At 43.0% G+C, this 21,011-nt stretch carries 21 protein-coding genes; 10 read left to right on the forward strand and 11 right to left on the reverse strand.

The genetic code is table 11. The features are described 5' to 3' along the window. Positions 1-341: 341 nt before the first annotated feature. The 5 genes from NE665_RS20330 to NE665_RS20350 form a co-directional block, all read right to left on the reverse strand. Entirely contained in the window at positions 342-1,094 is a 753-nt protein-coding gene (locus NE665_RS20330) for an SDR family oxidoreductase (protein ID WP_117444761.1), read from the reverse strand. Positions 1,095-1,139: 45 nt separating this feature from the next. Further along, the gene (gene mgtE, locus NE665_RS20335) at positions 1,140-2,480 is read right to left on the reverse strand and encodes a magnesium transporter (protein WP_117444762.1); all 1,341 of its coding nucleotides are present in this window, start codon (positions 2,478-2,480) and stop codon (positions 1,140-1,142) included. Between the two features lie 607 nt (positions 2,481-3,087). Next, positions 3,088-3,438 (reverse strand): DUF1667 domain-containing protein, encoded by a 351-nt coding sequence (locus tag NE665_RS20340; protein ID WP_117444763.1) that lies wholly within the window; start codon positions 3,436-3,438, stop codon positions 3,088-3,090. Between the two features lie 3 nt (positions 3,439-3,441). Then, positions 3,442-4,704 carry an NAD(P)/FAD-dependent oxidoreductase gene (locus NE665_RS20345; protein ID WP_117444764.1) on the reverse strand — a complete coding sequence of 421 codons (1,263 nt, stop codon included), beginning with the start codon at positions 4,702-4,704 and terminating at the stop codon, positions 3,442-3,444. Then, positions 4,701-6,146, reverse strand: a complete 1,446-nt coding sequence (locus tag NE665_RS20350; RefSeq protein WP_117444765.1) for an NAD(P)/FAD-dependent oxidoreductase — start codon at positions 6,144-6,146, stop codon at positions 4,701-4,703. The genes NE665_RS20345 and NE665_RS20350 overlap by 4 nt, the downstream gene beginning before the upstream one ends. Positions 6,147-6,457: 311 nt before the next feature. Here NE665_RS20350 and NE665_RS20355 point away from each other — a divergent pair, with 311 nt between their 5' ends. Then, positions 6,458-7,546: a LacI family DNA-binding transcriptional regulator gene (locus NE665_RS20355; RefSeq protein ID WP_117444766.1), complete on the forward strand. Its 1,089-nt coding sequence runs from the start codon at positions 6,458-6,460 to the stop codon at positions 7,544-7,546. A gap of 354 nt (positions 7,547-7,900) precedes the next feature. Here the strand turns inward: NE665_RS20355 and NE665_RS20360 are convergent, their stop codons facing one another. The 3 genes from NE665_RS20360 to NE665_RS20370 all read right to left on the reverse strand — a co-directional run bounded on the left by NE665_RS20360 (position 7,901) and on the right by NE665_RS20370 (position 11,261). Beyond that, complete coding sequence (locus NE665_RS20360; RefSeq protein ID WP_117444767.1) at positions 7,901-8,143, reverse strand: hypothetical protein; 243 nt, start codon at positions 8,141-8,143, stop codon at positions 7,901-7,903. A 24-nt stretch (positions 8,144-8,167) separates the two neighbouring features. Further along, positions 8,168-9,028, reverse strand: a complete 861-nt coding sequence (locus NE665_RS20365) for a HipA domain-containing protein (RefSeq protein WP_335674015.1) — start codon at positions 9,026-9,028, stop codon at positions 8,168-8,170. A 301-nt stretch (positions 9,029-9,329) separates the two neighbouring features. Continuing rightward, positions 9,330-11,261, reverse strand: a complete 1,932-nt coding sequence (locus NE665_RS20370) for an AAA family ATPase (protein WP_117444768.1) — start codon at positions 11,259-11,261, stop codon at positions 9,330-9,332. A gap of 177 nt (positions 11,262-11,438) precedes the next feature. On the opposite strand from NE665_RS20370, the gene NE665_RS20375 reads away from it, so the two are divergent. After that, positions 11,439-11,615, forward strand: a complete 177-nt coding sequence (locus tag NE665_RS20375; RefSeq protein ID WP_178759921.1) for a hypothetical protein — start codon at positions 11,439-11,441, stop codon at positions 11,613-11,615. Positions 11,616-11,706: 91 nt separating this feature from the next. Here NE665_RS20375 and NE665_RS20380 read toward each other — a convergent pair whose 3' ends face one another. From NE665_RS20380 to NE665_RS20390, 3 genes are read right to left on the reverse strand one after another with little or no spacing between them, the layout of a single operon-like run. Then, positions 11,707-12,084, reverse strand: a complete 378-nt coding sequence (locus NE665_RS20380) for a VOC family protein (protein WP_117444769.1) — start codon at positions 12,082-12,084, stop codon at positions 11,707-11,709. 50 nt (positions 12,085-12,134) lie between these two features. Then, positions 12,135-12,401, reverse strand: coding sequence for a hypothetical protein (locus NE665_RS20385; protein ID WP_117444770.1), 267 nt, complete (start codon positions 12,399-12,401; stop codon positions 12,135-12,137). Between the two features lie 8 nt (positions 12,402-12,409). Then, positions 12,410-13,660 carry a DNA polymerase IV gene (locus NE665_RS20390; protein WP_117444771.1) on the reverse strand — a complete coding sequence of 417 codons (1,251 nt, stop codon included), beginning with the start codon at positions 13,658-13,660 and terminating at the stop codon, positions 12,410-12,412. A gap of 147 nt (positions 13,661-13,807) precedes the next feature. On the opposite strand from NE665_RS20390, the gene NE665_RS20395 reads away from it, so the two are divergent. From NE665_RS20395 to NE665_RS20430, 8 genes are all read left to right on the forward strand, one after another. Further along, a complete protein-coding gene (locus tag NE665_RS20395) occupies positions 13,808-14,392 on the forward strand; it encodes an XRE family transcriptional regulator (protein ID WP_117444772.1) in 585 nt (194 codons plus the stop codon). Between the two features lie 196 nt (positions 14,393-14,588). Further along, entirely contained in the window at positions 14,589-14,828 is a 240-nt protein-coding gene (locus NE665_RS20400; protein ID WP_117444773.1) for a hypothetical protein, read from the forward strand. 44 nt (positions 14,829-14,872) lie between these two features. Beyond that, a complete protein-coding gene (locus tag NE665_RS20405) occupies positions 14,873-15,091 on the forward strand; it encodes a hypothetical protein (protein WP_117444774.1) in 219 nt (72 codons plus the stop codon). Between the two features lie 81 nt (positions 15,092-15,172). Then, positions 15,173-15,847: a response regulator transcription factor gene (locus NE665_RS20410; RefSeq protein WP_117444775.1), complete on the forward strand. Its 675-nt coding sequence runs from the start codon at positions 15,173-15,175 to the stop codon at positions 15,845-15,847. Beyond that, positions 15,837-16,850, forward strand: coding sequence for a sensor histidine kinase (locus NE665_RS20415; RefSeq protein ID WP_117444776.1), 1,014 nt, complete (start codon positions 15,837-15,839; stop codon positions 16,848-16,850). Before NE665_RS20410 ends, NE665_RS20415 begins: the two co-directional genes overlap by 11 nt. Positions 16,851-17,014: 164 nt before the next feature. Beyond that, positions 17,015-17,221, forward strand: a complete 207-nt coding sequence (locus NE665_RS20420) for a hypothetical protein (RefSeq protein WP_117444777.1) — start codon at positions 17,015-17,017, stop codon at positions 17,219-17,221. After that, the gene (locus NE665_RS20425) at positions 17,218-17,985 is read left to right on the forward strand and encodes an ABC transporter ATP-binding protein (RefSeq protein WP_008818402.1); all 768 of its coding nucleotides are present in this window, start codon (positions 17,218-17,220) and stop codon (positions 17,983-17,985) included. Before NE665_RS20420 ends, NE665_RS20425 begins: the two co-directional genes overlap by 4 nt. Then, entirely contained in the window at positions 17,975-20,017 is a 2,043-nt protein-coding gene (locus tag NE665_RS20430) for an FtsX-like permease family protein (RefSeq protein ID WP_178759922.1), read from the forward strand. The genes NE665_RS20425 and NE665_RS20430 overlap by 11 nt, the downstream gene beginning before the upstream one ends. Positions 20,018-21,011 lie beyond the last annotated feature (994 nt).

Here is a 21,011-nt window from a genome sequence, read left to right on the forward strand (position 1 = left end):
AACCATAAAAAGGGAAATCCTACAAAAAATTGCGGAATTCACCATAAATTTCTACAAAAGCATTTACAAACTGTGATGCAGGTGTTATAAATATGAGTGTAGAAATCATTACATGAGCTTACAGTAAGCTACTGTAGGACAACACGTCAGCGACTGAGGAAGGTCGTTTTTTTGTACCTGCTTGTCACTGTTCTTCCCTTTGTTTCTACATATTATCACATTTAAAGAATGATAGAGATACGAAAAATACCCCTTAAAAAAGGGTTTTGACAAGTTTTAGAATAATTATATGCAATGAAAAAAAAGAACCTGTATTTCAACAGATTCATTTTCATACTACATTATCTATTCTTTCGATGCTGTATATGATAAGAGGCCTCCATCTGCACTGCCAGTGGAAGACATTTGCACAACAAATAGCTTCCCTTCATCATAATGCCGGGAATCATGACTGCCCGCTTCTTAAACATGCCGCGAATCGCATAGTTAGCGACTTCCATGCTCGTCTTTCCCTTCATCATAAATCTGACATTGGCAACACGGTCGAACTCTGTTTGTACCGGCCCCGGGCAAAGAACACTTACGTGAACATGACTGTTTCTTTTCTGTAGCTCCTTATGCATAGCCAGCGTCAGACGCTCTACATATGCTTTTGTCGCATAATAGGTAGCCATCAAAGGTCCCGGCAGAAACGCTGCACTGGATGCCACATTTAAGATATAGCCGCTATCCCTTTTCACAAAATCCCGTAGAAACAGCTTACTCAGAATATGTACTGCCTGCATATTGGTAGCAATCATATCCAGCTCCTTATTCAAATCCGTCTGTGTAAACTCGCCGAAATCACCAAAGCCTGCGTTGTTAATCAAAATATCAACAGAAGCATTACGTAAGCGCTGATACAGTGCAAGGCAATTTTCCTTCACAGAAACATCCAGCACGATAATGTCAACGGAAACAGCAAGCTCCTTCTGCAATTCACGAAGACGCTCTCCTCTTCTGGCAACCAGAATCAAATCAATATCCATAGCTGCTAAAACTCTGGCCATGTCACGACCGATTCCGCTGCTTGCGCCTGTTATCAAAGCTTTCATCCTAAAACTCCTTTCCGTTTATTTACTCAACTTGTGCTTCCTCTGTCATATTATATACGGAAGCACTAATGTGGCCAGTCCCAGAAACATGAAAAAGCCCATAACATCCGTTACAGTTGTCACAAATACTCCACTGGCAAGAGCCGGATCCACATGCACCTTTTCCAGTATGACCGGTATAAAGTATCCTGCGAGATTTGCCAGAATCATATTCAGAAACATTGCAGCCCCGGTTACCAGTCCAAAAATCGGATTGCTTTCCATCAGCATGGCGCCCACGGCCACAACAACACCAATAACAATTCCACTCAATATGCCGACGCCGATTTCCTTCATCAGAATCATAACTGCATTTTCCTTTGTAAGCTCACCGAGAGAAAGACCACGTACGACAATGGTAAGTGTCTGTGTTCCCGCATTGCCACCCATTCCTGTTACAATCGGCATGACCGTCGCAAGTGCAACCGCCTGTGCAATCGTTGCCTCAAACATATTGACAACAGCTGCCGCAAGAACCGCAGTAAACAAATTCACAATCAGCCAGGGAATACGGCTGGAAAAGGATTCCTTTACACTGGAATCCACCCGTTCCTCCTTATTGACACCACCCAGATGGTGAATATCCTCGGTGTTTTCTTCCTGAATGACATCAATGATATCATCGAACTCAATAACTCCCAGCATATGCTGCTGCTCATCTACAACCGGCATTAGGATAAAGCCGTATTTTTCAAAGCGATGTGCAACCTCCTCCTGATCATCACTGTACAATACAGTCTTGACATTGGGATTCACGATATCCATGATTGGCGTATCAAACGATGATGTCACGATATCACGCAGCGAAACGACTCCCTTTAAAACATCCTCTCTGTCAACAACATATAAATAATAGGTTGTTTCTTCGTCGGTATTCTTCTGTAAAAACTGCAGGGTATCCTGCACGGTATTTTTCGCAAAAATCCGAATGAACTCTGTTGTCATGATACCGCCGGCGCTTTCAGCATCGAAGCTCATCAGCTTGCGGACATCCTCCTGATCCTCAGAATCCATCTTTTTCAGTATGTCAGCCTGCTCCTCTTCCTTCAGCTCGCCCATCAAATCGGTGATTTCATCACTGCTCATTTCATCCAGAATGTGGCGCTGCTTGCTGTCTGAGAAGCGTTTCAGCAGCTCATACTTATCTTCATCGTCCTCCTCCTCGACGATATCCGCAAGCATATCATCCGGCAGACGGTTTAAAATGCTTTGTGCATGCTCCTTATGCTTGTGCAGCAGATCGAGAATATCCGCCGGGTGTATGGTATCAATCGTATCCTGCAAATCCTGCGCTGTTCCATGCAGCAGCAGATCAAGCAGGTTTTCCTCTGTTATTGTTCGTTTCATCCTATTCTCCTTTTCTATAATGGGAGAATTATCAACTGCACGATGGCGGCAAGTGATCATCCCCTGTATCTATTATCTGTATACCCTCAGGCTTGGGACTCATTCATAACCACCACGCTTTCTTTTCTTTGCAGCTTCATTATAACAGAAAACAAGGGTCTCTGTATATGCTGTGACGGCTAGCGTATAGCCTTTTGCATTCCTTTATTTGCTTTTCCGCTATACGGCTGATGTGAACACCTATGAAGAAGCAAGCATAGAGGACAAGCAGCCTGCCTGTGCAATCAAAAGCTTTCTTCCTTCCATAGGACAGACATACAGCCTTTCGGAAGGCTGCCCTGTGCGCTTCGCTATAATTAAGCACAAGAAAAAACGCTCTTACTTACAGGAAAGTAAAAGGAAAAAATCGATCACATGCCTGATCTAACACCTGCGTTTTGCTTCGCTTTCTTAGATCGTATACAAAAAAAGAAGACCTCCGGCTCTTGAACACTCAATAGCCATTGATCTTCTCATAATGCATGCTACAAGTCAACACGTGTACCAACCAAAGCCCTACTGCAGGATATGCCAGTGTTTGCATTAGGTCTTATCGCAATACGCTGTATCAGCGCTCCACCGATTTTGTCGCAACAATATTCACGCCAAGACCTGCCGCATCCCTTAAAACAACATCTCCCGCTGATACCGGTGCCTTGACATCAACGTTATCCAACGCTCTCATAACATCCATAATCCTGCCCTTCGGTATGCTTTGCGCAGTTTTCACAGGAACTCGTCTTGCTGTTTCCGCATGAATGCGCACCGTTGATGTGATGATGCGTCTAGGATCGATCAGCTCGGTTTTCCCATACTCAGCACCTCTTGGGCAGCTGTTTCCGGTTACCGTATACCCGTTTTCATCATCGACACTCAGATGACAGCCCTTCGGACAAACGATACATATTAAATTTTTCATATCCTATGCACCTGCCTTTTCCACACTGATAATCAGCTCGTCAGCTGCCTTTTCCAGCAGCATTTTTGGAATGACGATTTTTTCCATTTCCCCGGGAGCCATATGCTCTCGTTTAAATCCAGCCAGCTTCTGATCACCGCTCATTACCCGAATTTCCATATCCTTATATACATTGTTCACACGGAACATCACTTCCACAAGCTTATCTACATTGTTCATACGGATTTTCTGCGGCACTGTATAATTTACCGCATTTCCATTTTTCACCGCAATACATTTTCCGGCTTCCGGATTTCCCTGCATTGCAAATTTGGCTGCACTTCTTCCGGCGCGTTCACTCTCTGCTGTCACGAAGTCCACAAGGTCATGGACATGCACAACATTTCCACTTGCGAATATGCCTTCCGCACTGGTTTCCATATTTTCATAAACGACAGGTCCATTTGTTCTCGGATCCATCTGCAGACCGGCAGCTCTTGATAATTCATTCTCCGGAATCAGACCGACAGATAACAATACGGTATCCACATCGAAGGTGATCTCAGTACCTGGAATCGGCTGCCGTTTATCATCAACCTTTTGAACGATAACACGTTCTACCCGCTTATCTCCCTGAATATCGGTAATTGTATGAGAAAGATACAGTGGAATATCATAATCGTTCAGACACTGCACAATATTTCTGTTTAAGCCGTTGGAATACGGACAAAGCTCTACACAGCCGACAACCTTGGCACCCTCCAGACTCATGCGGCGTGCCATAATCAGACCGATATCACCGGAGCCCAGTATCAGTACACGTTTTCCAACCATATACCCTTCAATATTTACATAGCGCTGTGCGGCACCGGCTGTGAAGACACCGGCAGGACGATCACCTGGAATAGCGATTGCGCCTCTGGTACGCTCACGGCATCCCATATTCAACACGATTGCCTTTCCCTCCAGCTGCATATATCCCTGTTTTTTATTCATTGCATGAATACAGCGGTTTTCCTCATCAATATCCAGTACCATGGTGTCCAGCAGCACCTCGACATTGGTATCCTTCAGCATTTCAATAAACTTTCCTGCATATTCCGGACCGGTCAGCTCCTCCTTGAAGTGATGCAGACCAAACCCGTTGTGAATACACTGATTCAATATACCGCCCAGCTCCTGATCGCGCTCCAAAATCAGAATATGCTTTGCCCCCTGCTTCCAGGCTTCTAGCGCAGATGCCAGACCTGCCGGTCCACCGCCGACAACGATAACATCATATTTCATTTCTGTTCACCTCCAGCTGCCTTTGTTTCTCCTGTAATCAGAATCATACCTTCCCGATCCAGTGGTACATCCTTCAAATCCTTTTTCAGCTCTCTTGCGATGATTTCCTGAACACGAGGCCCACAGAATCCACCCTGACAGCGTCCCATACCGGCATTGCAGCGACGCTTTACCGCATCGATGGATACAGCAGGAATCGGACGGTGTACAGCATCTATGATTTCACCCTCTGTGACAGTTTCACATCGACAGATAATTTTGCCATATTCCGGATGCGCTTCAATCAATGCCTTTCGCTCTTCATTATTCATCTCACGGAACCGTACAACATTTCTTGTATCAACGCATGCTTCCTTTTTAGTAAGAGATAATCCTGATGCCTTCATCATTTCAACAACATCCAGAGCAATGGCCGGGGCAGAGGACAGACCCGGGGATGCCATCCCTGCGATATTGTAGAACAAACGATTTTTCGGATCCTCATATACAAAGAAGTCATCCTCCTTTGTTCTTGCACGAACACCGGCAAAGTTACGAATAGATTCGCGGAAATTGATATCCGGAATGGATTTCAGTGCAGTATTTCGCACATAGCACAAGCCCTCCGCCGTTGTGGAAACATCCTCTCGGGAGGTTGGCTGTGAATCGGGGCCGACAATCAGATTGCCATGCACGGTCGGTGCTACCAGAACTCCCTTTCCGTTTTCATTTGGACACTGGAAGATAACATGGTGGACAAGATTTCCCTGACTCTTATCCAGCAGATAATATTCTCCCTTATTCGGTTCAATTTTAAAGGCGGCATCGTTCACCATTTCATTTACCTGATCAGCAAACACACCTGCCGCATTGCATACACAGGCCGCTTCAATGCTTCCCTGATTCGTTTCTATGGAATATCCTGTTTCTATTTTCTTTATATTTTTTACTTCCGTGTTCAGCTTAACCTCAACACCATTCTCAGCTGCAACCTCTGCCAGTGCCAGTGCCAGCTCCCATGGACTGACGATGCCGACATTCGGTGAGTACAGAGCAGCTCTCGCCGCCTGGGATACATGAGGTTCTTCCCTATGCAAACGCTCCTTATCCCAGATTTCCATGCCCTCTACACCATTTTTGATTCCGCGACTCTTCAATTCTTCGAGCGTGCGTTCATCCGCTTCGGAAAATGCCATAATCAGTGCACCGATCTGCTTGTATGGAATATCCAGCTTTGCACACAGCTGTTTGATATATGCATTTCCTGCGACATTATATTTCGCCATCTTGGAACCCGGCAGGGGATCATAGCCACCGTGAATGATGGCACTGTTTGCCTTCGTCGTCCCTACCGATACATCATTTTCCTTTTCAATCAGCACCGTCTTAATCTGATATTTCCCAAGCTCATATGCAAGAGAACAGCCGGCGATTCCTGCTCCGATAATTGCTACATCATACATTCTACCAACCTCCTGTAAGCCTTTTCAGACTTCCTTAACCACCTTAAATTTACTCCATATAGCACAAACTGTCAAACCCCTCTATCCCTTTAAACAAAGGCTTTCTACCGCTTTTTTATCAATCATAGCGTTTTGATTAACACCCCTTAGACACTGCTTTCCTGCATCCGTGTCCACACCGTCTGAAATCCTATGCATGACTGCTTGCTTTTCCAGTTAATCAAATATATAATATTAGTAATCACAGGGTTATTTGATTACTAATCTGGTGTTAATCAAAATAAATCATAAAATATGCAAGGAGATGTCTTATGGGAAAAAGAAATAAGGTAACAACACGCGATATCGCAGACTATACGGGGGTTTCTCAATCCAGTGTATCCATGATTCTCAGCAACAAGCAGAATGTATCCTTTTCTGCCGAAACCAGAGAGCTTGTCCTTTCCGCTGCCAAAAAGCTTGGCTATCAGAAGCCGGTGAAAAAGCAGGTGGCTGCCGGCAGCAGGATGGATCAAACCATTGTTGTTTTAACACCGCTGTTATCAAATGGCTATTACGCCACGCTGGTTCACTCGATTACGGAGCAGGCAAGAGAATATGGCTACTCTGTATTCACCGTTACAACAATGCGGGATGCGACACAGGAGGAATTTTATTTTGACATGTTGGCAGGACTGCAGCTGGCAGGAGCAATCTGTCTGTATCCGCCAACGCGCATTACCAAAGCCAATGCACTGGCAAAGCAGATCCCCGTTGTATCCATCGGTGACAAGCCGGAGGGGTGCAGCTTCGATTCCGTAGAGCTGGATGGAAGAAAAACCGGATATCTTATGGGAGAATATCTGGTGGGACTGGGACATACGCATATCACCTTTATATCCACCCCAATCAAGGCAAAGGAAATATCCAGACTGCATCGGTTGGAGGGATTGAAGGCAGCCTTTGAGGAGCATGGACAGAGTCAGAATAATATCCTGGTAAAGACCCCTTCGATCGCTGTCTACAAGCAGTATCCATCGGAATCCTCCGAGTACATGACCGGCTATGACCTGGCCTTGGAAGCATTACAGGAACACACACCGTCAACGGCCTTTGTCGGAAACAATGATATGACTGCGTTCGGCATCATGGCAGCACTCATCCAGCAGGGCTGTCGCATACCACAGGATTACTCTGTTGCAGGCTTTGACAATATTCATCTTTCCTCCATGCCAAATATTTCTCTTACCAGCATTGAACATGCCTCTATCCTGAAAGGGAAGGAAGCTGTGGATATGATTTATAAGAAAAATAATAAGGATACCCGCAGCAAAGGACATAAATATATTCTGCGCCTGGAATATGAACCGGAGCTGATTATTCGCAAATCAACCGGAAAATGCCGCAGTCAAAGCAAATGAAACATGTGAAATCAGACATATACAAAATCAAGGTGCATAGCACTATGGAGTAACACTGCAGCATCTGTTAAAGACGACCCATACGCTCATAACAGCAGGAATCTATGAGACTGCTGTAAAAGTAAATATAATAAACATACTTCGCATGAAAGCAATGGTTATATGAAAAAACCAGAGAGCAACAGCTTGTTTTTCTCTGATTTCATGTGGACGCGGTGATAAAAAGCAGACGATTTTTTTCATTTGAATCGTCTGCTTTTCTGAAGCTTCGTTATCTACCCGTTTTTTTAGGAATCAGCTTCATATCATCAATCCTGTTTTTATCATGAATTATAATATCTTAAACGATATGCCTTACCATTCAAATAAACTGAAGCAATATTTTTCTCGAAGATAATCTGCTTGATCTTTGGTAATCTCATAGGAATATAAAGCTGAATTGATAGATCCGTATACTTCATCAATATATTTATCATAATAAATATCTTCTCTGTTTTTGGCTTCAACCAGCTGCTTTATATCTTTTTCAAGATAACCTGGAAGATTCACTTCGAAATATTTCTTATCATATGTATCTGTCCGCTCAGGTTCTGACATAAGTGCCTCCTTTTCCATATTCGTCTATTCCATTTCCTTTAACGACTGAAGCTGGCTGTATGCAGGCGTAAGAATAAGCTCATATCGTCTTGTGATACAGGTCTTATAGAAACGTTTCTGAAGTTCACTTATAAATGGAGTAGCTTCAATGATATCATAAATCTGATTCATATCTATTTTTGGATATATTCTCAGCAATGCTGCATTACATGCTTTATCCCCACACGAATTGATAAATGTGTAATAATTTATTTTATTCCCATTCAGCTTTAAAGCTGAATTAGGAAATACATATATACGGTTTAATAGTTCATTTTCATCCTGCAAAACAGTCTTCATAAGCTCATCATCCATTTGTGGATATAAGCAGCTGCCACAGTCATAAATCGGAGCTAATTTCACTTGCAAGGTATAATCATTGATTAAAAATCCCCAATTTCCATTATGACGATCAAAATTTCCAATCAATGCATCCGCAATAAACATATCCCAAAAAAATTTGCTCAGTTCCTGAGGAGAATATATTTCCTGCTCATTGATTGCCTCTAACACACCTTCCAACTCCGTTTCATACCCGCTATTAGAGCTATTAAGGCATCCATTTTTTATTTCAGCAAATTCCTGAAGTCTGACACCGATAGAAGTAAAGTCTTTACAGGCAACTACGATTTTTTCTTTTCCTCTATAGTTTACTGTACCGAGACTTGTTTCCTGCGTATCAAACCCGAGCGACGCGAAGATATGACAAGCAATATATTCTGATATACAGCTATTTGTATATCTCTGTTTCTTTTTTTCAAATGGAGGGAATTTCAACATATAAATTTGAGAGTTTATTCTGATTGCTTTTTTATTACCATTTCCTCCACCATAAAACTTAGGTATATGACATCCAGATAGTTCGTAAAATCCATACTGTCACTCCTCTCTCTTCGCTAAAGATATTATAACAAATAAACATAAAAGAGCATAACTTTTTTCTATTATGCTCTTTTGGCTTTGAAATTCATAAGAATAGCTTATGACTGTTGCACAATTATTCTATCCTCTATCAGCTTTCTGAATATGAACGGCTGGCTATCAATGGAGGCTTTGGAAACATGATGGTCTATTAAAATATCTCGTACCATCAGATACTACCGGCCATAACCCCATTGAGTTCGGCCCTATTCAAATGCATATCGTGTTATACCTTCACGATTTTTTTCTTCAGCTTCTTTGCAGCTTCATCCAATGTGCTGCTGGATTCGATTGCCTCCAGAATTGCAGTTTCCTCCATCGTCTTTTCCCACTTCTTCAGCATATTTTTCATGACAGTAACCTTATCCTTCTGTTCCAGATCATGGAATACAAATACCTCATCAAACAGAGCTGTAAAGGAAGCTCCCAGACTATGCTTTACCTGCAGAAGCGGATCGCTGGTTTCCTGAAACTTCAACGCACTCACACTGGAGCACGGGAAATCTCCGCTCATAATCATAATACTGTGGCGAAGATCGATTTTCTGTACATCGCGTTCCAGATAGCCGCGTTCAATTCCCTGTTTTAAAAACTGCAGCATTGCTTCATTTGCCATATGCAGATTGGTCACATTTACAATGGTATAAGGATTTCTGCGCAGCTTGGAAAGGTTGTGATCCAGATTGCGATCCAATGCCGCCATATCCAGCTCCACCATATCCTCCTGATTAAAATACAGGCGGTTAAACTGATGAATCAATGTCTTCTTACCTACGCCCTGATTTCCCAGAAACAGCCATACACCTAGCGGACGCTCACTGATAATTCCCTGTTCGATCCACTCCAGCTGTCCCATCAGCTTACGAATGACCTCCTTCTGCGCAACCATGGTCGTTTCCAGATGCTTTTTCAGCTCCTGCAGCCGGTTGCGGGAAGCCAGCGGAATATCCGTCAGCTTTTCTATGACATCACGTACCATATCCTCACTGACACTGCGCTCACTCTGCCGCTTTGCCCCCACGCAGGCAAGATCCAGCACATCGATCGCCTTATCCGGAAACTTTCTCTGCGGCATGTAATACGCACAGTATTTCACGATTTGTTCCAGAACCTCCTCCTGAATCTTTACAGCATGAAAATCTTCATACTCCTTTTTCTTCGCCTTCAGCATTTTAATGGTATCCTCAACATCCGGCTCCCGTATGGTAATGATCTGAAAGCGACGCTCCAGCGCACGATCCTTTTCAATATACATTTCATATTCTTCAATGGTGGTTGCCCCGATACATTTGATAACACCTCTTGCCAGATATGGCTTCAGCACACTGGAAACATCTATTGAGCCCTCGGATTTGCCGGCTCCGATCATCAGATGGATTTCATCAATAAATAAAATAACATTAGGATATTTCTCCAGCAGACGGATGATATTCTGGAGCTTTTCCTCAAAATCACCACGGTATTTGGTACCGGCCACAAGCGAATTCAAATGCAGCTCATAAATACAGGCATCCTTCAGCGAAGGCACCAGATTCTGCTGAATCATACCGGCCAGCTTTTCCACCAGAGCGGTCTTACCGACACCGGGCTCACCAATCAGCAACGGATTTGCCTTATCCTTGCGCGACAATACGGAAATCATAAAATTGAGCTCCGCATCTCTTCCCACAATATCCTGATTTGCTCCGCACATATTCAAATTGCGCAGCTCACTGATTTTATCAAGCTCACTCATACTGCCATGCTCCATCTGCAGCAAAAGCACCTCTTCATCCACATCATAGCGATGCAGTATCTCCGTTGCCACACAGCTGTTTGTCTGCAGCAGTGCCAGTGTCAGAGAATCCACATCCATCATCGTATTTTGTTTTCTGGAGGACAGTGACATCCCCCGCTCCAGTATATCATCCACAACCTGTGTGATCTGCAGCTCCTCCACATCCTGATCCTTCAATCCAAAAAGAACCATTAAATCCTCCTTGAGCTGAAAATAATATACACCCTGTGCACATAACAGCCGTGACAGCGGCGTTGCGGTATCCTTCAATATCGCAAGCAGCAGATGCTCGCTTCCGACATAATTGTTGCCCATCTCCCTGGCTTCCTCTCTTGCTGTATCCAGAATTGCGGAAACCTGTGTATTTAAACGATACTTCATATCTTCACCATCCTCGTCATTCTATAGCATATGAACTTCATACGCTGCTTTTGTTAGTATAACCACTTTATTTCACAATATTTCACGTTGTGAAGCAGAAGCTCTACAAAACGTTCGACGAATACAGACAGGAAAACAAAGAAAAACATATAGTAAAGGGAAAGGAGGTGTCAAAGCATGGCAAAGCGTGTCCGTTCCAGTCCGCGAACATCCTCAATAATTCTGTCTGTCAGCATTATCAGCGTTTCAATTATCGGCGGTATCGTACTGTTTCCTGTTCTGGAAATCGGCAGTATTCTATTGGTAGCAATCGTCATATTCCTGCTGAGCAGAAATCAGAATCCGCGGTGCTGACTGCTTTTTTAGAATGCAGCGATATCATAGACTTGTAGAATAAGTCGTCGTAATCCAACCGCTTAAAAAGGGCAGGCTGACTGCCTGTCCTTTACGCTTCTCTTAACAGATACACCTGGTGATCCTGATCATAAAAGCTGAACATCCTCCCGTAAGGAAACTTCTGAATGTCATCCACAATCACACCATTCTTTAAAAGACGATGATGCTCCTCTTCAATATCCTCACAGGTAAACATAACAGACGGATGTGCTGTAGATACCTGCGGATTGGCTTGCTCCATACGGGAGCGTTCAAACAGGACAATCGTTGTCTGCGCATGATAATCCGGTGCAGTTTCCAACCAGATCATACCCGGCCCCAACGCCTGCTCTTCACGAATCACAAAGCCCATATTCTCTGTCCAAAACTTTTTTGCCTCTATACTGCTTTTTACATATACAGTTATTTTTGCTATATTGGAAATCATATGTATCCCTCCGTCCTTAGTATGCGCGCACTTCTTTTTCTTCATACCGCCTATGGCTTTGTACTCTCCAGAAACCAGCGTGTGCGTTCAAAATACAGATCGCGCTTCTGTCCGTGAATCATGCATTCATAGCACAGGCCACAGCCACCGACCGAGGAGGCCTTATTGCGAATTTGCAGCACTCTGTCGATTTCATACTTTACCCCGTTATCCCACAGCACAGCAACCGGCTTCAATACTTCGTTCTTTCCCATGACAGTCAGCACATCCACATATTTCTTATACAGGCGCTGTCTTGGCTCATGCAGCTTCTGCATAGGCTACCTCAAAAGAAACCGACCGGATGCACCACATGATCCTCTTTGGGATTGAAATCCGTCAGATGTCTGTCCTTCAGCAGAGAACAGCGCTGTATTTTTGAAAAACCGAAGCGATTCCGTATAGCATCTATTGTCTCCTCCAACATCCGCTGCCGATGCCGCTCCTCCTCACTGACAAACAGGTTTAGCTGTGTCATTCCACAATCCTTTTCGATTCCGCTAAGCGTCACCCCAATCGTACGAAGCGGTGTGGAAAAGTCATAGTTTTCCTTTAATAAAGACAGAACCACCGGCATAATCTCAGCAGCGATATTGGTGGCCTGCGCCAGCTTTCTCTGCCTGCTGAACCAGATCAGCTCGGTACTTCGCAGCGTAACGGAAATCACACTGCCGCGAAGTCCCTGATCCCGAAGACGGGAAGCAACGGATTCCACAAGTACATAATATACGATTTTCGCATCCTCGAAGCTTTTGATATCCTTAGGAGCAGTAATAGCGTTTCCCACCGATTTCACCGGCTCCTGATGCGAGGTCAGCGCAACCTCGGATACATCCTCTCCATTCGCAAACCACCAAATCAGCTCTCCCACCTTTCCAAAGCGGTCCTTCATCCAGCCCTGAGGAAGCTGTGCAAGCTGCCCGATCGTTTCAATGGAGTAATGTGCCAGCTTATGCTTCGTCGCTCTCCCGACATAAAACAAATCCTCTACCGGCAAGGGCCATATCCTATCGCGATAATTTTCTCTTGTAATCTCCACCAGGCCGCGATGCTTATCCATATCAGAGCCGATCTTCGCAAAAATTTTATTATAGCTGACACCCATGGATACCGTCATTCCCAGCTCATGCGCAACACGATTCTGAATGCTTCGTGCAATGCTCATTCCGTTGCCGAACAGAGCTGTTGATTCGCTTACATCTATCCATGCCTCATCCAGACCGAAGGACTCCACCTTATCCGTATATTCGCGATAGATATCCTTAACCTTTTCTGTATAATACATGTACTCCTCATAATCCGGCTTCAGAATACGCAGCTGCGGACACTTCGCCAGTGCTTCCCGCAGAGATTCTCCGGTTTTAATATGAAACGCCTTAGCTTTATCATTCTTTGCCAGAATAATCCCATGACGCTCTTCTTCGTTTCCGCCTACTGCCATCGGCACATCCCGCAGCTCGGGATACTTCATTTCTTCAATCTGCGCATAGCAGTGATTGATATCACTGTGTACAATAATACGGTCTTTTCTCTGCATAGGAACTCACCTCACACAACTATTATATGCATTTTGTTCCGTTTTTCAACCAATACTGGAACGATACCAGAAATTGGCAGTTTGGAAATACCGTTTTTATATACAGATTGAATTTCTATGCTATACTATATACAGGAGGACATCTTCATGAAATTAAGTGAGCTATTAACCTATTATCGGCACCGGGACGGTCTCAGTCTGGAAAGCGTTGGAGATTTCGTCGGTGTATCAAAATCAACCGTAAAGCGCTGGGAATCCGGGGAATCCAGCAATGTTCCGCAGGCTCGTTTAGACAGACTGTCCGAGCTGTTTGGAATTGATGTGCAGGCATGTCTGCAGGGACATGTAAAGCCGATCCTGGGCTATGTGAAGGCCGGTTATGATTTGTTTGCGAATGAGAATCTGCTGGGCTATGAAGAGGTGAGCGCGAGAGAAGCCGCTCAGGGTGATTATTACCTTCGTGTTCAGGGAGATTCCATGACAGGTTCCCGTATTTATGACGGAGATCTGGTATATGTTAAAAGCTGCAGTGATGTGGAAAACGGAGATATCGCGGTTGTTTTACTAAATCAAAATGAAGTAACCATAAAGAAAATATTGAAAAAGGAGCATACGGTTATTTTAATGGCAACAAACCCGATAGTGGAACCAAGGGTTTTCACACAGCAGGAAATCGAAGAAGGCCAGATGAAAATCATCGGCAGAGTTTTGCATTCTAAAATACGATTTTAAAAAACATTGTAAAAATAAGGAAATTATGTCATACTAATGGGGTAGGTTTGTATATAATATCATACTTTTATGTATATATGCATTTGTTACTTATTAAGGGAGTATTTTCCTTAAAAGATGAAAAAAATGGATGTTTTCGGGGGAGAAAGCATCCATCTCATATAGTATAGATTTTAACACAGAGGGAGGAATTGGATTGAAAACAGATGAACTGCTGGAATATATACAAACACATTGTAATTTGAATTATATATCCGATATACGAAATCCAATCTATCTGAAAGAATGTCTTGCTTTTCTTTATGATATTGATAAAGCTGCGTTCACCATTCAGCAATGGCGGTATCTTTGCGAATATATCACCGGACAGGAATGCAGGGCCTGTGATATTGATGCTATCCGAAAAATAATCAATTCCTTCTGTTATCGTGTATAAACATACAGAATATGGCAATCCTCTAGCTACAGGAGGTCATCGTCATGTACGCTATTCGCAGTAAAAAAACAAACCGATGGTTTCACGGTATCAATGCACAGGCAGGTGCAGGAAGCTCCCTGCGCATTCAAATGGATGATGTGCTGCCAGCACTCTTTCGCACTAAGGAAATGGCCAGAGTAGAGCTGCTGCTCAATCATCTGTCAACCCAGTCCTATGAAATTCTGGAAGTGAATCTGCAGGTTCTGGAGCATGTGTCCTGACAGGAAATTCGCGATAAGCGGATTTCTTTTTTCTTTCGCTTATGGTAAGCTATAAGAAGAATACAGAAGAGGTGAACAATCATGTATCGTATTATGATTATTGAAGATAACGAAAAAATTAGAAATGAGCTGTGTGATTTTCTTGGTAAAAACGGCTATGAAGCTCTGGGACCGGATGATTTTGAGCATACCCTGGAAAGTATTCGCCGGGAACAGCCGGATCTGCTTTTACTGGATTTGAATCTTCCCGTTGTGGATGGTCATTTCATCTGCCGTGAGGTGCGCAAAAGCAGTGATATGCCAATTATTATTGTGACAAGCAGAGATTCTGACATGGATGAGCTGATCAGTATGAACCTGGGGGCTGATGACTTTGTGACCAAGCCCTACAATCTACAGATTCTGCTTGCCCGCATCGCCCGGGTACTGCAGCGGACCTATGAGCATGCCAGCAGCAACATATTAACAATCCATGATATAGCACTGGATATATCCAAAAGCACATTGACCTGGAAGGGAAACAGCATTGATCTGACCAAGAACGAATTACGGATCATGCATTGTCTGTTTCAAAACAAAAACAATATTGTCTCCCGCAACGAGCTGATGCAGCATATGTGGGACTGCGACCTGTTTGTTGATGACAATACCCTGACAGTCAATATCAACCGGCTGCGCAAAAAGCTGGAGTATTTGCGGCTGGATGATCTGATTCAGACAAAGCGCGGTATGGGATACATCATATATGAGGACTAGTGAATTTATTCGGGAAAAGCTGTACCTGATCATGATTTCCTTTCTGACAAGTATCATCACGATTCTGTTTTTATATGCCATTCAGGTAAACGGACAGGTCATACTGATCATCTCCCTGCTGCAATGGGGCATGGTGCTTGCCAGTCTGATTATTGAATACCTGCGACGATCCACGTATTATCACCGACTGGAACAGACATTGGATGGCCTGGATCAGAAATACCTGTTGACGGAAATCATCGATGAACCGCTGTTTATGGACGGCAAAATTCTATACGAAACCCTGCGCATTGTGGATAAATCCATGGCGGATAATGTGAATCGCTATCGGATATCACAGAATGAATACAAGGATTATATTGAAATGTGGGTTCATGAAATCAAAACACCGCTCGCTGCCAGCAAGCTGATTATCTCCAACAACCCAAGCGAGGTGACACTGAGTCTGCAGGAGGAAATTGAAAAGGTCGAAAGCTTTGTGGAGCAGGCACTCTTTTATGCCCGCAGTACGAATCCTGAAAAGGATTATATCATCAAGGAGCTTTCTCTGCAGGAGTGTGTATCAAAGGTGATTCGCAAGCATTCCAAGAGCTTCATATATCAAAAAATAAAAATTCAGCTGGAGAATCTGGAGCTGTCTGTTTACAGTGACAGCAAATGGCTGGAATTTATCCTCGATCAGATTATTTCCAATGCGCTGAAATACACGCCAAAGGAAATTGGAACCATCCGTATATGGACCACATCCACAGACAATATGATTTCTCTTCACATTCAGGATAATGGAAGTGGCATATCCTCCAGTGAATTAGGAAGAATCTTTGACAAGGGGTTCACGGGAACCAATGGCAGGCTGAATGAAAAAGCGACAGGTATGGGCCTGTATTTATGCAAAACGCTTTGTAAGAAGCTCTATCTGGGAATCCATGCAGAAAGTGTACAGGGACAGGGAACTACAATTATTCTTGATTTCCCGATTTCCAAGCTTATGCTGCTGAAATAAAATGCTGTGTGCAATGCACTTATCGTTGTTTATCGCTGTTAAGCAGGGAATCCTCCCTGCTTTTCTTACGAAGAAGCTTACAAGTTTGTAAGTATAATGTAATCGTTATCCATGGCGCATACACAGCGTCTCCTGTACAATACAGGTATACAGGAGGTGATCCCATGAAACGGATATGGGCCTATGCATTTGAAATTGGAATCGCGATGATGGGAATTTTGCTCATCATCAATCTGCTTTTTCCTGCCTTTCTCAGTGAAGGCTTATACAGCTGTATGCTGATCCTGTTTCTGGTAAGCGTCCTGCTGTTGAAGCTGTCCAATATCAGTGAACGTATGAAAGATAAAACAAACAGAGGAGGAATTTTATGAAAACCATATTAACTGTAGAAAATATTGAAAAGTATTACGGTAACCGAAGCAATATCACAAAGGCTGTTGACAATATCAGCTTTTCTGTAGATGAAGGTGAATTCATCGGTGTCATGGGACCCAGCGGTTCCGGTAAGACAACCCTGCTGAATTGCATTTCCACCATTGATACTGTCACAAGCGGTCATATTTATATCAATGGCAAGGATATCACACAGCTGAAGAAAAATGATTTAAGCAGCTTCCGTCGGAAGGAGCTGGGTTTTATTTTCCAGGATTTTAACCTGCTCGATACTTTGACTGCCTATGAAAACATTGCACTTGCCCTTACGATTCAAAAGGTAAAGCCGGCACAGATCGGAAAACGCATCGAAAGTGTAGCAAAGAAGCTGGACATAACGGATGTATTGCAGAAATATCCTTATCAGATGTCCGGTGGTCAGAAGCAGCGTGTAGCGTCAGCGAGGGCATTGATTACAAACCCGAGCCTGATACTGGCGGATGAGCCGACCGGAGCACTGGATTCCAAATCCAGCCGCATGCTGCTGGACTCCATGGAACGTTTGAATATTGAATACAATGCAACGATTATGATGGTTACACATGATGCCTTCACTGCATCCTATGCACACCGTATCCTGTTTATAAAGGATGGTAAAATATTTAATGAGATTATCCGTGGTGAAAGCTCCCGTAAGGATTTCTTCAACCAGATCATGGAGGTTGTGACCCTGCTGGGAGGTGACACGAGCAATGTACTTTAAGCTGGCCTTGCGCAATGTCAAGAAGAGCTTCAAGGACTTCCTTGTTTACTTCCTGACATTGACCTTCTCCGTATGCCTATTTTATACGTTTAACTCCTTTCAGTCTCAACAGGCTGTCATGAAGCTGAATGAGTCACAGCTTATGATTGTAGACCAGCTGACGCTGCTTATGCGTCTGGTTTCAATCTTTGTAGCAGTTGTTCTTGCATTTTTAATTTTATATGCAAATAACTTTCTGATTCGAAGACGAAAAAAAGAGCTCGGTCTATATACGATGCTGGGAATGCCAAGAGGGAAAATTTCCAGAGTTCTGGTATATGAGACTCTGACCATCGGTATCATCTCTCTCCTATCCGGAATGGTTCTTGGATTGATTGTCTCACAGGTGCTGACTGCCGTGACGGCAAATTTGTTTGCTGTACCACTAGATTATCACTTCGTCTTCTCCCCTTCAGCAACGATCATGACCGTATTCTCCTTCTCTATGATCTTCTTTATCACGATGATATTCAACACTATGGTCTTGAACCGCTATAAGCTGATTGACCTGCTGAATGCAGACCGAAGAAATGATGAATTGAAAATCAAGAAGGTCTGGATGTCATTGCTGCTATTTCTAATATCCATTGCATGTCTGGGCTGGGCTTACCATCAGGCACTTGATAATGGCATCATGGCATTTAATTCCCTTGGAATCATTATACTCGTTGGAAGCATCGGTACTGTACTATTCTTTCTATCTCTGGCTGGCTTCCTGCTTACCGTTGTAAAATCAAGCAAGGGTATTTATTTTAAAAATCTGAATTGCTTCATTCTGCGGCAGATCAATTCCAACATCAATACCAACTTCATCTCGATGAGCATTGTGTGTATTATGCTGCTATTAAGTATCGGTGCATTATCCACCGGGTTAAGCTTGAATAACACAATGAATAAATCTATTAAAAATAATACTCCGTATGATTATACAATCGTTGCGGAATATGGTTACTATCAGAATGGTACAAAAAAGAACGATGGAGACCTTCTTCTTCAGGATGCAATACCACGCTTACAGATTGATCCTTCCTATATTAAATCACAAAGCATCCTGACTACCTACACATCAGAATTAAAGGTTAATGATAAAAACCTCATGGCCCATATATCGGACAAGACAAGCCGTCTGTTGCTAGAGGATAATGGTAAGGAATCCGTAATTGCAGTACCGCTGTCTTCATATAACACTGTTAGAAAGCGCCTTGGCTACGAACCAGTCAAGCTAAAGAATAACGAATTATATCTCTATACTTCTGTTGAAACGTTATCACCGGCGGTAAATGATATTCTGGATGCAAAGCCCGAAGTAACCGTTTTCCATAAAAAGGCTCGTGTTGTCAATGATTCCTATGAAACAATCTCCTTAGGAACAAACAGCAGTATGAATGGCTATATGCTTGCCGTGGTTGTACCAGATGCTCTCATACCAAAGAATGCGGAAATCAATGAAATATACTGGAATATTGATCTTTCAAGCAAAACCAGCTGTGAAAAGTTTGATAAATACTTTGATCAGCAACGATCTAAATTATATGAAGAATCATCTGGTGAAGATGTATTCCCTGCATTTATGCGCTCTTCCAAACAGGATGTTTATGATATGAATAAGGGAATGGCTGTAACCTTTACGTACATTGGAATTTATCTGGGAACTGTCTTTATGATTGCGAGTGCAGTAATTCTTGCCTTGCAGCAGTTATCTCAGGCCAATGATAATAAAAAGCGCTATCTGATTTTGAGCAAGATCGGTACAGAACAGCGAATGATCAATCGCTCTATACTACTGCAAATCGCCATTTACTTTATGATGCCGCTGGCACTTGCCATAGTGCATAGTGTTGTAGGAATCAAAATGGTGAACACTCTAGTAACAATGTTTGGCCGTGGAGATATTATGATGTCCTCCTTCTTCACTGCTGCCATCATCCTGGTCATCTACGGCTCGTATTTTCTGGTCACGTACGCCGGCTATAAAAATATATTAAAGTCTTAGCAAAAAGCTCTGCCACAATAAAGCAGAGCTTTTCTATATTCACATACTACATCTCAAATAGGAAGGACTCTATAAATTCCATTATAACCTAAGAATGATCTAACTCTCTACATCATCATGTCCTACATGTTATGTAAATCAAGCAATATCAAAAGATTCAGATTTTATTAGGCGTAGAATCGTCTATAAGGTACAGAATATGCTTTTTCAGATTTATTCGGATGTTGATATGAGAATGGCATTAACATATAGGATATAGAGGGTTAGCGTATCCTCTCACTTTCATATCCAAAGGGCGATGCGAAAATACAAGAGCGACTAGCTGGTACAGCTCATCCCTAGCATTCTATGACACAGATATAAAGAATACTCACAGGCATCCTTTCAAGCTCTGCTATCTTCATCTTATAGTTACATTTCCTGAAAGAGTCCATTGTATACTGCAGCTGTAAATAAAGTATCCATACCTAATATGTATCCTACAGGAATTCTACAGCTTTTCACAGTGCAATCATTTCTCTCATATGCAGCTTTGTATAGGAAACTGCATAAAACGTTTGTTGCTATAGTAGCAAGTTGCATAGAAATTATGTAGAGCAATGAAGGAAAGGAGTCAAGTGGATCTGCCCTCTTCTTTTGGCAATGTGCTTATTTTAAATCGTTTACTACGCTATATCATATATTTACTTGAGTCTTCTAATAAGCCCGAAGCATAAATCAAGCATGACTCAGGACAGCTGTGCTACATTCTATGTAGGTTTTGTCAGTAAAAACTGCCGTATTGTAAAGGCATGCTCCTCCTATTTGGGCAGCTCAATTACTCTTTCGATGGAATTGTTAATAAGAAAAAGGAATCATCAGAATCATAAAGGCTTTCTACCGCCTTGATCGCTTTGCTTATAAGTAAAAAAAAGACCCATCAGATGATGAGTCAGATTACCTGGCAGCGTGCTATCTTTACTGGAGCCAGTCCAGCTATTGTCGCCGCTGATAT

It is taken from the genome of Clostridium sp. DFI.1.208 (assembly GCF_024463855.1).
Taxonomy (GTDB): Bacteria; Bacillota_I; Bacilli_A; order Erysipelotrichales; family Erysipelotrichaceae; genus Clostridium_AQ.

Excerpts from the sequence above, each read along its gene's own strand:
- NE665_RS20330 (WP_117444761.1), bottom strand. The coding sequence starts at position 1,094 with ATGAAAGCTTTGATAACAGGCGCAAGCAGCGGAATCGGTCGTGACATG.
- mgtE (WP_117444762.1), bottom strand. The coding sequence starts at position 2,480 with ATGAAACGAACAATAACAGAGGAAAACCTGCTTGATCTGCTGCTGCAT.
- NE665_RS20340 (WP_117444763.1), bottom strand. The coding sequence starts at position 3,438 with ATGAAAAATTTAATATGTATCGTTTGTCCGAAGGGCTGTCATCTGAGT.
- NE665_RS20345 (WP_117444764.1), bottom strand. The coding sequence starts at position 4,704 with ATGAAATATGATGTTATCGTTGTCGGCGGTGGACCGGCAGGTCTGGCA.
- NE665_RS20350 (WP_117444765.1), bottom strand. The coding sequence starts at position 6,146 with ATGTATGATGTAGCAATTATCGGAGCAGGAATCGCCGGCTGTTCTCTT.
- NE665_RS20355 (WP_117444766.1), top strand. The coding sequence starts at position 6,458 with ATGGGAAAAAGAAATAAGGTAACAACACGCGATATCGCAGACTATACG.
- NE665_RS20360 (WP_117444767.1), bottom strand. The coding sequence starts at position 8,143 with ATGTCAGAACCTGAGCGGACAGATACATATGATAAGAAATATTTCGAA.
- NE665_RS20370 (WP_117444768.1), bottom strand. The coding sequence starts at position 11,261 with ATGAAGTATCGTTTAAATACACAGGTTTCCGCAATTCTGGATACAGCA.
- NE665_RS20375 (WP_178759921.1), top strand. The coding sequence starts at position 11,439 with ATGGCAAAGCGTGTCCGTTCCAGTCCGCGAACATCCTCAATAATTCTG.
- NE665_RS20380 (WP_117444769.1), bottom strand. The coding sequence starts at position 12,084 with ATGATTTCCAATATAGCAAAAATAACTGTATATGTAAAAAGCAGTATA.
- NE665_RS20385 (WP_117444770.1), bottom strand. The coding sequence starts at position 12,401 with ATGCAGAAGCTGCATGAGCCAAGACAGCGCCTGTATAAGAAATATGTG.
- NE665_RS20390 (WP_117444771.1), bottom strand. The coding sequence starts at position 13,660 with ATGCAGAGAAAAGACCGTATTATTGTACACAGTGATATCAATCACTGC.
- NE665_RS20395 (WP_117444772.1), top strand. The coding sequence starts at position 13,808 with ATGAAATTAAGTGAGCTATTAACCTATTATCGGCACCGGGACGGTCTC.
- NE665_RS20405 (WP_117444774.1), top strand. The coding sequence starts at position 14,873 with ATGTACGCTATTCGCAGTAAAAAAACAAACCGATGGTTTCACGGTATC.
- NE665_RS20410 (WP_117444775.1), top strand. The coding sequence starts at position 15,173 with ATGTATCGTATTATGATTATTGAAGATAACGAAAAAATTAGAAATGAG.
- NE665_RS20415 (WP_117444776.1), top strand. The coding sequence starts at position 15,837 with ATGAGGACTAGTGAATTTATTCGGGAAAAGCTGTACCTGATCATGATT.
- NE665_RS20420 (WP_117444777.1), top strand. The coding sequence starts at position 17,015 with ATGAAACGGATATGGGCCTATGCATTTGAAATTGGAATCGCGATGATG.
- NE665_RS20425 (WP_008818402.1), top strand. The coding sequence starts at position 17,218 with ATGAAAACCATATTAACTGTAGAAAATATTGAAAAGTATTACGGTAAC.
- NE665_RS20430 (WP_178759922.1), top strand. The coding sequence starts at position 17,975 with ATGTACTTTAAGCTGGCCTTGCGCAATGTCAAGAAGAGCTTCAAGGAC.